11 protein-coding genes and 1 pseudogene are annotated in these 12,808 nt (G+C 68.0%); 3 read left to right on the top strand and 9 right to left on the bottom strand.

Annotated elements, in window-relative coordinates:
* Positions 1 to 34: 34 nt before the first annotated feature.
* Positions 35 to 1,075 carry a methyltransferase gene (locus tag CYFUS_RS46640; protein WP_095991111.1) on the bottom strand — a complete coding sequence of 347 codons (1,041 nt, stop codon included), beginning with the start codon at positions 1,073 to 1,075 and terminating at the stop codon, positions 35 to 37.
* A gap of 217 nt (positions 1,076 to 1,292) precedes the next feature.
* On the opposite strand from CYFUS_RS46640, the gene CYFUS_RS46635 reads away from it, so the two are divergent.
* Positions 1,293 to 2,636 (top strand): response regulator, encoded by a 1,344-nt coding sequence (locus tag CYFUS_RS46635; RefSeq protein WP_095991110.1) that lies wholly within the window; start codon positions 1,293 to 1,295, stop codon positions 2,634 to 2,636.
* 58 nt (positions 2,637 to 2,694) lie between these two features.
* Here CYFUS_RS46635 and CYFUS_RS53600 read toward each other — a convergent pair whose 3' ends face one another.
* The 5 genes and pseudogenes from CYFUS_RS53600 to CYFUS_RS46610 all read right to left on the bottom strand — a co-directional run bounded on the left by CYFUS_RS53600 (position 2,695) and on the right by CYFUS_RS46610 (position 7,023).
* Positions 2,695 to 3,099, bottom strand: coding sequence for a hypothetical protein (locus CYFUS_RS53600; protein ID WP_095991109.1), 405 nt, complete (start codon positions 3,097 to 3,099; stop codon positions 2,695 to 2,697).
* A 258-nt stretch (positions 3,100 to 3,357) separates the two neighbouring features.
* Positions 3,358 to 3,620, bottom strand: a pseudogene (locus CYFUS_RS46625) (hypothetical protein); the annotation flags it as partial.
* A gap of 135 nt (positions 3,621 to 3,755) precedes the next feature.
* On the bottom strand, positions 3,756 to 4,388 hold the full coding sequence (locus tag CYFUS_RS46620) for a hypothetical protein (protein ID WP_095991107.1): 633 nt from the start codon (positions 4,386 to 4,388) through the stop codon (positions 3,756 to 3,758).
* A gap of 11 nt (positions 4,389 to 4,399) precedes the next feature.
* On the bottom strand, positions 4,400 to 5,890 hold the full coding sequence (locus CYFUS_RS46615) for a hypothetical protein (RefSeq protein WP_332468327.1): 1,491 nt from the start codon (positions 5,888 to 5,890) through the stop codon (positions 4,400 to 4,402).
* 281 nt (positions 5,891 to 6,171) lie between these two features.
* Positions 6,172 to 7,023 carry a helix-turn-helix transcriptional regulator gene (locus CYFUS_RS46610; protein ID WP_198316370.1) on the bottom strand — a complete coding sequence of 284 codons (852 nt, stop codon included), beginning with the start codon at positions 7,021 to 7,023 and terminating at the stop codon, positions 6,172 to 6,174.
* Between the two features lie 112 nt (positions 7,024 to 7,135).
* On the opposite strand from CYFUS_RS46610, the gene CYFUS_RS46605 reads away from it, so the two are divergent.
* The gene (locus CYFUS_RS46605) at positions 7,136 to 8,071 is read left to right on the top strand and encodes an alpha/beta hydrolase (RefSeq protein WP_095991105.1); all 936 of its coding nucleotides are present in this window, start codon (positions 7,136 to 7,138) and stop codon (positions 8,069 to 8,071) included.
* Positions 8,072 to 8,097: 26 nt separating this feature from the next.
* Here CYFUS_RS46605 and CYFUS_RS46600 read toward each other — a convergent pair whose 3' ends face one another.
* Together CYFUS_RS46600 and CYFUS_RS46595 are read right to left on the bottom strand one after the other, a co-directional pair.
* Positions 8,098 to 9,081, bottom strand: coding sequence for a D-alanine--D-alanine ligase (locus CYFUS_RS46600; RefSeq protein WP_095991104.1), 984 nt, complete (start codon positions 9,079 to 9,081; stop codon positions 8,098 to 8,100).
* 21 nt (positions 9,082 to 9,102) lie between these two features.
* Positions 9,103 to 9,480, bottom strand: coding sequence for a zf-TFIIB domain-containing protein (locus tag CYFUS_RS46595; protein WP_095992638.1), 378 nt, complete (start codon positions 9,478 to 9,480; stop codon positions 9,103 to 9,105).
* 125 nt (positions 9,481 to 9,605) lie between these two features.
* Between CYFUS_RS46595 and CYFUS_RS46590 the strand changes: the two genes are divergently transcribed.
* On the top strand, positions 9,606 to 11,078 hold the full coding sequence (locus tag CYFUS_RS46590) for a hypothetical protein (RefSeq protein ID WP_095991103.1): 1,473 nt from the start codon (positions 9,606 to 9,608) through the stop codon (positions 11,076 to 11,078).
* A gap of 2 nt (positions 11,079 to 11,080) precedes the next feature.
* Here the strand turns inward: CYFUS_RS46590 and CYFUS_RS46585 are convergent, their stop codons facing one another.
* Positions 11,081 to 12,448: an MFS transporter gene (locus CYFUS_RS46585; RefSeq protein ID WP_095991102.1), complete on the bottom strand. Its 1,368-nt coding sequence runs from the start codon at positions 12,446 to 12,448 to the stop codon at positions 11,081 to 11,083.
* Positions 12,449 to 12,808 lie beyond the last annotated feature (360 nt).

Genomic DNA, 12,808 nt, shown 5'->3' with positions numbered 1-12,808 from the left:
CGGACATCTCCTCTCCCCTCGCTCGTGCCCTGGCTCACTCCGCGCGGGCGATGACGAGCGTCTGCAGCGGCACGTGGCGCATCGGCCGGGCGCTCTCGACGCGGAAGCCGGCGTCGCCGAGGAAGCCCTCCAGCTCCGCGGGCGTGTACGCCGCCGCCTTCGAGGTGAGGAAGTAGTGCAGGCCGATGAGCGGGGCGGCGCTCGGCGGCTTCTCCACGTCCTCGCGCAGGTACTCGAGCACCGCCAGTGTCCCCTTGGGCGCGAGCGCGGCGCGCACCCGACGCAAGAGCGCCACGTTCTGCGCGGGGGACAGGTGGTGCACCACCTGGAAGAGCAGCACCACGTCATGTGGCCCCCCCAGCTCGGCGGTGAGCACGTCGCCCTCCTGGTGCGTCACCAGGTGTGACAGCTGGGCCTGGGCGATGACCTCCCGGCCCACCCGGACGCTGCCCTCCAGGTCCAACACCGTGGCCTTCAACCCCCGGTTGCGCCGGCACAGCTCCGCGGCGAACCACCCATGCGCTCCTCCCAGATCCAACACCCGCCGGGCTCCCCGGGGCAGCGGAATGGCACGGGCCACCTCGGGCGCGGACAGCCGTGCCATCTGGTACATGGCGAGGATGTAGGAGCGCCAGCGCGGGTCCTCCGGCGTGAACTGGTGGATGTCCACCGCCTGGCCCGTGCGCACGGCGTCCTCCATGTGGCTCCACCACTCCCACTGGGTGTAGTTGAAGTCCAGGAAGCCGCCCACGTACTGGGACGAGCGCGGATCCAACCAGCGCCGGGCCCGGTCCGCCATCCGGTAGCGGCCCTTCTTGTGCTCCACCGCCTCGCAGGCCTCCAGCGCCTCGAGCAGCGCGCGCGTGCCCTCCGGGGCCAGCTTCAACCGCGCCGCCAGCTCCTCCACCGTGGCCTGACCATCCGCGAGCGCGCCGAAGATGCCCAGACGCTCGCCGGCCATCATCGTGCGCGCCGCCATCATCCCGAAGAAGGCCTGCGCCAGGGGTTGGGGCGCCAGGTTGAACCAGTCGGCGAAGCGCTCGAGCAGGCTGTCCGCCTTGAGCCCGAGCCTCATGCGTCCTCCCGTCTGTTCCGGAGAGGAGCCGGGGGGGCGGCGAGCGGACGGGCGGAGGGGGCGGGGGACGACCAGGTGCTTCGCTTCAAGGGCAGTCCTTCATGGGGGCATCCCATCGAGTCGGGGACCCCCGACCTTACCCGCCCGAACGCCGGGATGCATCAGCGGCAAGAGAGGGACACCCGGGACAGGTGGCTTTTGGTAGGGTGGGCGTGAGATGGCCCCCCGAATCCTCGTCGTCGATGACAACCCGGAGTTGCTCTCACTGCTCGTTCAGCTCTTCGAGGACGAGGGATATGAGGTGTCCGGGGTAGGCAGGGGCGCGCAGGCGGTGGATCGCGCGCGCGGCCAGCCTCCCGCCGCGGCCGTGCTCGATCTCCTGCTGCCCGACATGATGGGCTACCAGGTGGCGGACGCGCTGCGCAAGCAGCAGCCCGAACTCCCGCTCGTCTTCATCACCGGCGTCTTCAAGGGCGGCAAGCACGCCGTGGAGGCCAGGCAGAAGTACGCCCCCGCCGACTACTTCGAGAAGCCCTTCGATGCCGCCCGTCTGTTGGAGGCGGTGCGCCGGGTGGCGCCGTACAGCAAACCGGTGCCAGCGCCGGAGGCCGCTCCCGCGGGGGGTGATGCCTTCGAGGAGGTGGACCTCGACATCGACGTGGAGGAGGAGGGGTTTCAGGATCCGTTGGAACTCACGGGCCGCGTCAAGGTGACGGGCGGCAACCTCACCGCGGAAATCCGTGGCGCCAATCTCACCGCGGCTCCGCTGGTGCCCTCGGGGCCCGCCGCGCTGGTGCGTCCGCCTCCACCGCCGGGAGGCCGCCCGGCGCAGCCCCGGCCCGCGGGGGTGGCTCCTCAGAGCAGCCGCCGCGGAGAGCTCCGGGACAACCTGCCCGCGCTCATCACCGCCTTCTACCTGTCACGCGAGACGGGCGAATTGGGCCTGCAGCGCGGCAAGGTGAAGAAGGTGGTGTACTTCGAGCGGGGCATGCCCGTGTTCGCCCTGTCCAACCTGCTGGCGGATCGCTTCGGCTCGTTCCTCGTGCGTGTGGGGAAGATCAAACCCGAGCAGCTCGAGGACGCGGCGGCCGTGGCGGCGGCGAGCCAGCGGCGCACGGGCGACGTGCTGGTGGAGCGGGGGCTGCTCAAGGACACCGAGCGCATGTACTACGTGGGCCAGCAGGTGAAGGCCATCATCTACTCGCTCTTCGCGTGGGAGGACGGCACCTGGGTGATGAGCTTCAAGGAGAAGGCCGCCGCCGAGTCCATCAAGCTGGACGCGCACCCGGCCAACCTCATCGTCCGGGGCGTGAAGAAGCTCTACAAGCCCGAGCGCCTGCGCGGAATGATTCAACCGGAGGACAGGCTGATCCCCGCGGTGGCCCCGGCCTATCAGCTCGAGGACGTGGACCTGGAGCGCTGGGAGACGGAGTTGCTGCCCAGGATCGATGGCCATCGCACCGTGGCGGAGTTGCTCGCGCTCGCCAATCGTCCGGAGCCCCTCGTCCAGGGCTTCCTCGTGGCGCTCATGTCCCTGGGTCTGCTGGAGCGGCAGGGCTGAGTTGTCGGGGACAGGTCCGTACAGGGCCTGTCCCGTGACGATTGACCAGACTGCTTTTCTACGTGGATTGCTGCTCGCCACCAGTGCCCTTGCACAGGCAGCTGTTGGCACCCGGGCACATCACGTTGTAGTCGCACTGGCCCTGGTAGAACGGATCGGACCAACCCCCTCCGCTGCCGCCGCCTCCACCGCCGCTGCCTCCTCCTCCACTACTGCCGCCCGAACCCGAGTTGTAGACATCCATGCACCCGTACCAGCTCGTGTTCCAATAGCCGCCGTTGGGATTCGAGGCGTCTGGGATCCATTGCTGGCTGGAGCAATGGGTCATGCAGTTGTCGTACTCAGACCAGAGCGTCTGGTTGAGTTGGCATTGATACAGGACGTCGGCGTGGGCCGCCGTGGAGAGAACCGCTACGAACAGGCCGGACACCATCTTGAGCGCGCGAGAGGTCTTCTTGTGCAAGGCGATCCTCCTGGGTGGTGTGCACCATCTTTCAGGATTTAGAGCCGGTATACAAGAGTTTTTTCGGTAAAACCGAAAATTCATGCTGGTACTGAAAAACGAGGAGGGTGTCTGATGAAGGCGTTCAAACACCTCGTCGCGGCTTCTCGTGTTGCCGTGCGAGGGCACGCAACCGCTGCTCGGTCGGCGTGCCCGGGACGGGGAGATGAATGATTTGTTCGCGGTACGGCGGGGCACGGCCTCGGTGCCCGACCATCGCCGCGCGAACGTCTCGCTCGCCGCGCTCAAGCGCTCGACCAGTCGCGCGATGACCGGGTCTCCGGCACGACGCGCGGCGGTCACGCGCAGGTCGGCGATCGCCTGGTCCACGAAGAGCGCGGAGGACGGACCCCCGAGTGCCTGACGCCCGCGCGGGCGAGCCAGAGCAGGCTCCGTTCCGGCGGCTCCCACGCCGCGAAGTCGACCAGCAGGGTCGCCGCCATCTCGTTCCAGGCGAGCGCGTCATACGTGACGTCGTGCACGAGCACTGGAAGCGCCGGCGTCTGGGCGAGCAACTGCTGGATGCCGGGGCGCACCTCCTTCGGAATCGGACGAGGCCGCTCGTGAGGACCCGCGAGATGATGCGCGGTCGCACCTATTACCTGACCAGGCTCGGGTCAGTAGACGATGCAGTCGAACTTCTCGATGACGGCCTTGAGTTCCTCGGGCGTGGTTTCGAGTTGTCTGGCAAGGGTGGGGGCGTGCTTGGTCAAGGCCATGGTGCGGGGCGGTTGTTTGTGGAGCTTTTCCACGACGACATCGCCCACCAGTCCTGGCCATGTGGCTCGGCGGAGTTCGGGGGCTCTGCGGATGGGATCCAAAATGGTGAAGCAGGGCCACTTGGGAAAACGTAAGGTCGAGGGGTCACAGTCCATGAAGCGGCAGCCGTCCAGAAGGGCCTCGGTGAAGTCACAGTCCTCGATGGAGCCGTGCTGATACTCTGGTTCATCCCCATATTCGGGCCAGTGACCGAAGTCACACCCGGTCAGCCGCCCCTTGAAGCGGCAGCCCTCGAGGGCGGCTCTTATCCATTGCTGATGGTTCTTCAGTTCCTGCTTGACCTCGAAGGTGCAGTTGATGAAGTGGGCCTGATTGATGAACAGGCGGCCGGCAGGCACTTTCAATATGACGGTGCAGTGGCGTAGCGTCAGATTGGGGCCGAGGAAGTAGTGCGAGTTCTTGTCCGTTAACTCGAACCGCTCGTTTTCAATCTCCTTGTCTTCGATGATGATGTTTCCGAGCCAGTCCATGGTCGCCTCTTTCAGAAGGTGAGCATCCGGAAAAATTCGGTGGCCATGCGCCGCCCGTGCCGCGCGAGATTGGACTCCGTGCCAGAGAGAATCTCGTACCGGGTGCCCGTGGTCGGGTCAAACACGTCCACGCCCTGTTGGTTGAATCGATAGAGTCGTTGGAACTGTCTTTTCACCTTTTCGTGCACGAAACGTCCCCGGGCCTCGCGCTCCAAGAGGCGCGCCAGCCAGTACTCGCCCTTCTTCATGGCCCGCTCGATGGCGTCTATCTCGGCATCCGAGAGCTTGTCGGGCCCCCATTCTCGAGCGGCACGGGTGACGGCTTCCTGGAGCTGGTCGCCCACCTTGTCATGGGGCGGAATGTCCGCGAGAGACTTGCCGCGCGGCACGTGCCAGCGCTGGCCGTCGCTCAGCTCCATCTGTCGGTTGCCTCCTCGGTGTTGCAGCACGGTTGCGGCGGAGCGGCCACCTGGGGCCCTTGCCGCTCCCGGGCCCGTTTTCTGCTTGAGCAGCACCACCGCCAGTGGGCCCTGAGGAGACAGGGCCACCGTGTCCACCGCCACCACCGCGTGGGCCAGCGCCTCCCCCTGTGCCCACTCCCCCACGCCCGCTCGCCGCAGCACGCCGGCTCCGCCCTGGGCCTCCCAACGCGCCGAAGCCAGGCCATGGCCCGGCAGTGACTTCACCCGCGCCGCCACCTCTCCCAAGGTGCGCCCGCTGAGCGTGGCCACCGCCAGGATCATCCCTCGTGCCGCGTCCTCGCCCAGCACCCGGCCGAAGTCCGCGCCCGCCGCGCGCAGTTCCGCGAAGGTGCTCGCCTCGTGCGCCGCCACGGCCATTCGGCTGTACCCGTCCATCAGCCCCCACACGGTCTCCAGCCCTAGCCAGCCCACCAGGATGACTGTCAGGGTGGCGGCCAGGGCCTTGGTCGTCGGCTCGGGTGCCACCCAGAGCAGGCAGTAGAGCGTCACCGTCCAGGCGACCAGGGACACCACTGCCCTCACGTCCAGCAACTCGCGCGCCAGGGCCGCGCGTGTCTCGTCGAGTACCGGGCCCAGGGCCAGCGCCAGCGCCAGGACGCGCCGATCATCCGTGCGCAGGAACGGACCGTCCTCCAGCAGGCACAGACAGTCCCCGCCACCTCGGGGCACGCACCACGTGAGGTAGCTGTCGCGCAGGGCGGCATCGGCCTCGGGCGTCAGGGGCTCGGGGCCCAACTCGCCCAGGGGCACGAAGGTGTACGTCCGCTCGCCGTAGCGCTCCATCAGCCACTGGCCCGCCATCTCCATGTGCTCGGCCTCTGGCGGGAGTTGGTGCGAGAGCGAGAGCAACTCGCGCGCGGCCTCGCGAGCGCTGCCCGTCACCCGCGTGTCGCGGGATAGCCGCTGGAAGGCGCGCTGGAAGTCGGCCCGGGACAGGGGCAGGGGACGGGAGGCGGAGGCGCTCGGCTCCAGGAAGTCCACGGCGTAGAGGCGGGCCGACTCGAGACCCGGTTCGGTCACGAGGGCGACTTCCTCTCTGGGTTGCTCGGGTGGCGTGGTGCGCTGGTCTGACAGGCGGCCACCGCGAGCTACACCCGTTACACACGCACTGTGCAGCAGGAGGATGGGGATCAGCCAGCCGCCCACCAGCGGACGCGGTCGGGTGCCCACCGGGCGTGGGCCAACAGGATTCATGGACACGGCTCACCTCCGGTGGTGACGTGGTATGCCAGCCATCGCTCCGCCAATCACACGGACGTGTGGGCGTGCTCGTCAAGCGCGATAAGGTGTCCGATAAGGTGTCAAACACCTTGTCGCGACTTCTCGTGTTGCCGCGCGAGGGCGCGCAACCGCTGCTCGGTCGGCGTGCCCGGGACGGGGAGATAGAAGACGACGCGCTGCTCGCGCTCGGGCACTTCGAGCACCTCGCACAGCAGCTCCAGCGGCCCGGCGACCGGGTGCATGAAGGATTTGTTCGCGGTACGGCGGGGCACGGCCTCGGTGCCCGACCATCGCCGCGCGAATGTCTCGCTCGCCGCGCTCAAGCGCTCGACCAGTCGCGCGATGACCGGGTCTCCGGCACGACGCGCGGCGGTCACGCGCAGGTCGGCGATCGCCTGGTCCACGAAGAGCGCGGAGGACGGACCCCCGAGCGCATGCCGCCCCCGTGGATCGCAGAGCGCGAGCCAGAGCAGGTTCCGTTCCGGAGGCTCCCACGCCGCGAAGTCGACCAGCAGGGCCGCCGCCATCTCGTTCCAGGCGAGCACGTCGTACGTGACGTCGTGCACGAGCACCGGAATCGTCGGCGTCTGGGTGAGCAATTGCTGGATGCCGGGGCGCACCTCCTTCGGAATCGGACGAGGCCGCTCGTGAGGACCCGCGAGGTGGTGCAGATGCTCGCGCTCGTCATCGCTGAGCCGCAGTGCGCCCGCGAGCGCTTCGAGCACCTCGGCGGAGGGCCGCGGCCCTCGGCCCTGTTCCAGGCGCGCGTAATAGTCGACCGACATGCCCGCCCGCGCCGCGACCTCCTCGCGACGCAGTCCCGGTGTGCGACGCCTGCGTCCGCGTTCGAGCCCGAGTGCTTCCGGACTGACACGGATGCGCCAGGCCCGCAGGGCGCTCGCCAGACCCGCTCGATCCATCGTGCTCCGCATGCCGTGACTCCTCATCCAGGGATTGCCAATCCGCGGATACACCCTCCTCTTTCGCGAGACCACGGCGGGATGCAATTGAACCCTGGCCCACCTTCCACAGGAGGAACATCCCATGGCCCTGGACCCCGAACTCGTCGCGATCGCACATGCCCTCCCACCCACCGACCTGCGCGACGTCGCCGCCCTGCGCGCGAGCACCGCGGAACTGCTCTCCCGCCTGCCACGCCCCCCCACCACCGGAGTCCTCATCGAGGACATCCTCCTCGAGGCCGAGAAGGAACTCCCGCCGCTGCGGATCCGCATGTACGGCCCAGAGAGGGCCGGCTCCCACGCGCCCGCCATTCTCTGGCTGCACTCGGGTGGTTTCGTGGCTGGAAGCATCGAGGCGGAGGATGCGCCGTGCCTCGCGCTGGCCAGCGCGGTCGGGGCGCGTGTGTTCTCCGTCGACTATCGCCTCGCGCCCGAGCATCCCTTTCCCGCCGCGCTCGACGACGCCGAACGCGCGCTCCGGTGGCTGAGAGACACCGCGACGCGGCTCGGTACTGATCCCCGGCGTATCGCGGTGGCCGGGCAGAGCGCGGGGGGGGCTCTCGTCGCCGCCCTGGTCCTGCGCACCGTGCACCAGGGGGGACCCGACATCGCGTTTCAGTTGCTCATCGATCCGGTCCTCGATGATCGGCTCGAGACGAACTCCATGTGCACCTTCATCGACACGCCGTTGTGGAACCGTCCGGCGGCCGAGCTCAGCTGGCGCTACTACCTCGGTGCTGAACGGGGTGACGTCTCACCCTACGCCGCCCCGGCACGGGCCCACCGTCTCGCCGGTCTTCCCCCCACGTACATCGGGACGAGCGATCAGGATCCGGTGCGCGACGAGGGCATCCTCTACGCGTTGCGACTCGCGGAGGCGGGTGTGAGTGTCGAGCTGCACCACTTCCCGGGCACCTTCCACGGCTCCAACGTGCTCGCACCCGACGCCGCGGTCTCCAAGCGACAGCGGGCGGAACTCCACGCGGCGCTGCGCCGTGCGCTCACTCGAGTTCCTTGATACCCAACGCGGCAACGGCCACGACTTCAAATGCCAGACGTGTTCACCCCGTGCGCACGCCGGGCACACTCGATGATGTGCAGGAGGAAGTCCCGGTGCCCGTGCGGTTGGAGTGACAGGATGAAGTCGGCGCTTCCCGGCTGGTCCGGAGGGTAGAACACGCCCGGGTTCGCGTTGCAGTCGAGCATGAACAGGTGGCCCGCATCGTCCATGCGGATGTCGCAGCGGCAATAGCCGCGGGCATTCACGGCCAGGAAGGTCCGCTGGGCGATGTCTCCCAGCCGCTCCACGAGCCCCTCATCGGTCACGGGGCGGGTGTTCATGGCCTCGTAGTTCATCCACTTGAGATCGAAGTGCTTGAACGTCTCCCCTTCCGGAAAGTGGACCTCCACCGGGGGATGCACCCAGGGCACGTGCTCTCCCGGGCGAGGCTCGGAGACGAGCACGGTGAACTCTCGCCCCTCGATGAACTCCTCGAGGAGGACGCCGCCGAAGCGGGAGAGGGTCCGCCCGGCCCGCTCGAGCAATGCCTCGCGGTTGCCGACCCGCGAGTCCTGCTCGATCCCGATGCTGGCGTAACCGGAGCTCGGCTTGACCAGGAGGGGGAAGCGCAGCTCCCCAGCGGCTTGCTCGACCGTGGCCAGGTCCGAGGCGAAGCGATGGCCCGGCGTGCCGATGCCCTGGTTCAACCAGGCCTGTTTGTGCTCTTCGCGTGACGCCGCGTAGAAGCGCGAGTCCGCCCCCGTGAAGGGCAATCCCAGCCGTTCCAGGTGCTGGATGACCTCGACGCCCGCGATGTCCTCGTCCGGTGCTCCGTCACAGAGGTTGATGAACGCGTCGAAGTCCTCCTTCGCGAGTTGCTCGAGCACCTCCCGCGAGTTGGCGCGTGTCAGGGGCTGGCGGGACCAGGTGTGGTCGGGCAACCACCAGGAGGGATCGACGGCGGGATCGATGTCCTTGTAGGGGGACTGGGAGCCTTCATAGGAGGAGTACAAGGTACAGAGTCGCATGGGGCTTCGTTCCGTACGGCCTCAGTTGTTCATGATGAAGCGGACCGCGTCGACGAGCGCCGCCACGACCCCCATCTCCTGAATGGCTCGCAACTCGCCCCCATCGAGCCACACCCCATGGCAGCGCTCGCAGGCGTCGAGCAGCACGTGCCGATCGCGCTCACTGCGCACCTTCTTCATGACCTGGCGGGGCGCGCATCGGGGGCACGCCAGCTCGCGTGCCTGGATCTCCTGGGAGGGCAGCGTGCGCCACTCGAAGAGCCGCACGTCCACGGTCGACTCCAACAGCTTCAGGTCCTCACCCTCGAGCCAGTGTCCTTCGCATTGAGGGCACTGGTTCGCCTCCACCTCATCCAGGCGCGTGGGGGTCATCTCCTTGTCGCAGCGGGGGCAGTGCATGGTGTCTCCTACCGTACGGTATCAAGGCCCGGAGGCGGAAGACGGCGCCTCCTCGCCCCCTTCTTCTGTCGGTGAGCGTCGTCGGCCCGGGACTTGCGAGCAGTCCCCCGTCAACGGAGGGACGGATGGGCATTCGCGCAAGTGCGGTAGGGGTAGGACTCGCGGTCATCGCAGTGCTCGAGGTGAGTTGCGGTGATCACGGCAGGACAGACGACCCGCGGGGGCAGTTGGAGCCGGGTCCATCGGTGGGAAACGAAGTTCCCTCGGACACACCTCCCATTCCCTCCGAGGATGCCGGCACGCCCTCGACCCCTCCGCCAGCGCCCGATCCAGGCGGGCCGGGTGACGCGGGAACGCCCCCCGATGCCGGCGAACCCCCGTCCGCCGGTCCATGGCCGGTGGACGCGGTGCTCGATTACACGCAAGCGTTTGGCGTCGGCACCCCGCGGAGCGTTGGCGTCGATGAAGGGCTGAACCTCTGGCTCCTCGATGGCAATCGCATCGGCGTGCTGCGTCCGGGCGACACGGCCCCGACGTGGACCACGGGCGTGGGCCAGGCACGCCTGCCCTTCGGCCGGGAGTCGCTCGCCATCGACTCGACGGTCATCTGCGGTGGTGAGGCCGGGCGCGCGTACGTGGGGTATCGCGCCGCGGAGATGCAGCGGGCGGAAGGGATTTCCCAGCGCACGTACATCCCCGGACCGGGCGAGCCGAACTACTCGCCCGAGCGCTACGCCGAGTACCAGAAGGGAGATCTCGACGCGGTCCGCCTCCAGTCCGACGGCACGGTGGCGCTCGAGGAGCACATCTGGCGCACCACCGGCTCATCGAACGCGGGCAAGCAGATTGGCATCCACAACACCAACGACTTCCACTACGAGGAGGATCGCAGCATCCTCAACTGCGCCCGGGTGACGCGCGGCCGGCATCGCGGCGATCTCTACGTCACGACGAACCACGGGGTGACGCGCATCCAGGGGCTCACGTACAACAGCCACCGTCACCCGGGCTGGTATCTCGTCACCCAGAATCCGGACGGCTCGCGGGACGAGTCGCTCCAGTGCCCGCCGATGTACGGGCTCGGCCTCGCGCGCAATGGGGACGTGCTCGTGGCGAACGAGCAGATGCTCGGCGTGCTCGTGCCGAGTGACAAGCTCGAGGAGTGGGACCGGGAGTTCACCTGGGAAGGCCCGACGCCCTGGACGTTCAAGGGCTTCAACGAGGCGCTCAACGGACAGGCGACGGATGATTACTGGCGGGCCTTCGAGCAGAGCACCTCGGGCCGCTACTACCTGGGGAGCGCGGAGTTCGGCGTCTGGGCGATGACGCCCAGATCCCGCTCCGCGGGGAACTGGTCGAAGCTCGCCGGACTGCCCACGGAGCGCATCCTCTCGCTCAAGGCCACGGACGATGGCGCGCTCTACATCGGCACGGAGGGCGCGGGCCTCTGGCGGCTGGAGTCCGACGGGAAGACGCTGGCCCAGGTGGGGCAGGTGCCGGGTCAGCGCGTCCTGCAGCTCGTCTACGAGCCCACCGTGACGCCGAGCATGCTGCTCGTCGTCACCGAGCGGGGCTTGACGGTGCTGCGCGGCCCTTGAGCTCAGGCCACGTCGCGCCGGGAGTCGTCTCCCGTGGCTTCTCCTGGAGGAGCCGGGGGGGCCGGCTCGGCGAGCTGCTCACGGAACGTCTCCGCGGACAGGTACACGGAGACGAGCGTGACGAGGGCGAGCCCCACCATGTACAGCGACACGGGCCAGGCCTGCCCGTGGCTGCCCGACAGCAGCGCGGTGGCGATGAGGGGCGACAGGCCTCCGGCGAAGACGGACGCGAGCTGGTAGCCGAGCGACGCGCCGCTGTAGCGCACGCGCGTGCCGAACAGCTCGGAGAAGAAGCTGGCCTGGGGCCCGTACATCGCCGCGTGGGCGATGATGCCCAGGGTGATGGCGAGCCACACCAGGCCCGTCTTCTGGGTGTCGATGAGCCGGAAGAAGGGGAAGGCGAGCAGCGCGCACCCCACGGCGCCGCCGATGTACACGGGGCGGCGGCCGAGCGTGTCCGACAGGGCGCCGAAGCAGGGGATGGCCACCAGGTGCACGCACGTGGCCACGAGCACCGCGGTGAGCATGTCCGAGCGCGCCATGCCGATGTTGGTGCCGTAGGTGAGCACGAACGTGGTGACGATGTAGAAGAAGCCGTTCTCCGCGAAGCGCGCTCCCATGGCGAGGAGGATCTGCTTGGGGTAGGTGCGCAGGGCCTCGAGCGCGGGCAGGCCCTTGCTGGCGGGACGCGAGTGCTGGTTCGCGCGGAACGCGGGGGACTCGGCGACGCCCAGGCGGATGAAGACGCCGATGCCGATGAGCACCGCGCTGAAGAGGAACGGGATGCGCCAGCCCCAGGAGACGAACTGCTCCTCGGGCAGCCGCGAGAAGAGGGAGAACACGGCGTTGGCCACCAGCAGGCCCGCGGGCGCTCCCATCTGCGGCCAGCTTCCATAGAAGCCCCGGCGGTGGGCGGGCGCGCTCTCCACCGCCATGAGCACCGCGCCTCCCCACTCGCCCCCCAGGCCGAAGCCCTGGATGATGCGCAGCGCCACCAGGAGGATGGGGGCCGCGACGCCCACGCTCTCATACGTCGGCAACAGGCCGATGGCGAACGTCGCCACGCCCATGATCATCAGCGTGGCGCTCAGCATGGACTTGCGTCCGAGCTTGTCGCCGAAGTGGCCGAAGATGATGCCGCCCAGGGGCCGCGCGATGAAGCCCACCGCGAAGGTGGCGAACGCCGCGAGCGTGCCCATCAGCGGATCGAACGAGGGGAAGAACAGGCGGTTGAAGATGAGCGCCGCGGCGGTGCCGTACAGGAAGAAGTCGTACCACTCCACCGCGGTGCCGATGAAGCTCGCGGCGGCTACCTTCCAGACGGGTGTGACAGCGGGCTCGGGGGAGAGCCGGGCGGTATCGGATTCCATGACCCCAGGGTCTCATGGATTTGTGCACTGGAGGACCTCGTACTCCGTGGGTGAAAGAGCCGCGCTCGGAGTCGCTGCCGTGTCCCCTCCCTTCCTCCTGTCTCCCCCGTGACGGGACATGTCCGCCGAATCGTGTCAGCCCATGAAAATCACAAGCTTCGAGGACCTTGGCTCAGTTCCTGCCGGGGCAGTCATATCGGGTGGGCCGCGCCGTTCCGCCCGAGCCAGGGCCTCGGCCGATTCCTGGTCCTGTCGCATTGCGTCAGGATTTTTCCCGTTTCCCGGTCCTATGAATTAGTATAAAACTTTATTTGCGCGTTTTAGTGTTTCTTCTCGAAATAAGAGAAATGCCGAGACAAG

Source organism: Cystobacter fuscus, from assembly GCF_002305875.1.
GTDB classification, from domain to species: domain Bacteria; phylum Myxococcota; class Myxococcia; order Myxococcales; family Myxococcaceae; genus Cystobacter; species Cystobacter fuscus_A.
Note: the sequence above shows the minus strand (reverse complement) of the source record. Positions and strands in the feature narration are given on the sequence as shown.

Excerpts from the sequence above, each read along its gene's own strand:
- CYFUS_RS46585 (WP_095991102.1), bottom strand. The coding sequence starts at position 12,448 with ATGGAATCCGATACCGCCCGGCTCTCCCCCGAGCCCGCTGTCACACCC.
- CYFUS_RS46600 (WP_095991104.1), bottom strand. The coding sequence starts at position 9,081 with ATGCGACTCTGTACCTTGTACTCCTCCTATGAAGGCTCCCAGTCCCCC.
- CYFUS_RS46595 (WP_095992638.1), bottom strand. The coding sequence starts at position 9,480 with ATGCACTGCCCCCGCTGCGACAAGGAGATGACCCCCACGCGCCTGGAT.
- CYFUS_RS46610 (WP_198316370.1), bottom strand. The coding sequence starts at position 7,023 with ATGCGGAGCACGATGGATCGAGCGGGTCTGGCGAGCGCCCTGCGGGCC.
- CYFUS_RS46620 (WP_095991107.1), bottom strand. The coding sequence starts at position 4,388 with ATGGACTGGCTCGGAAACATCATCATCGAAGACAAGGAGATTGAAAAC.
- CYFUS_RS46590 (WP_095991103.1), top strand. The coding sequence starts at position 9,606 with ATGGGCATTCGCGCAAGTGCGGTAGGGGTAGGACTCGCGGTCATCGCA.
- CYFUS_RS46640 (WP_095991111.1), bottom strand. The coding sequence starts at position 1,075 with ATGAGGCTCGGGCTCAAGGCGGACAGCCTGCTCGAGCGCTTCGCCGAC.
- CYFUS_RS46605 (WP_095991105.1), top strand. The coding sequence starts at position 7,136 with ATGGCCCTGGACCCCGAACTCGTCGCGATCGCACATGCCCTCCCACCC.
- CYFUS_RS46635 (WP_095991110.1), top strand. The coding sequence starts at position 1,293 with ATGGCCCCCCGAATCCTCGTCGTCGATGACAACCCGGAGTTGCTCTCA.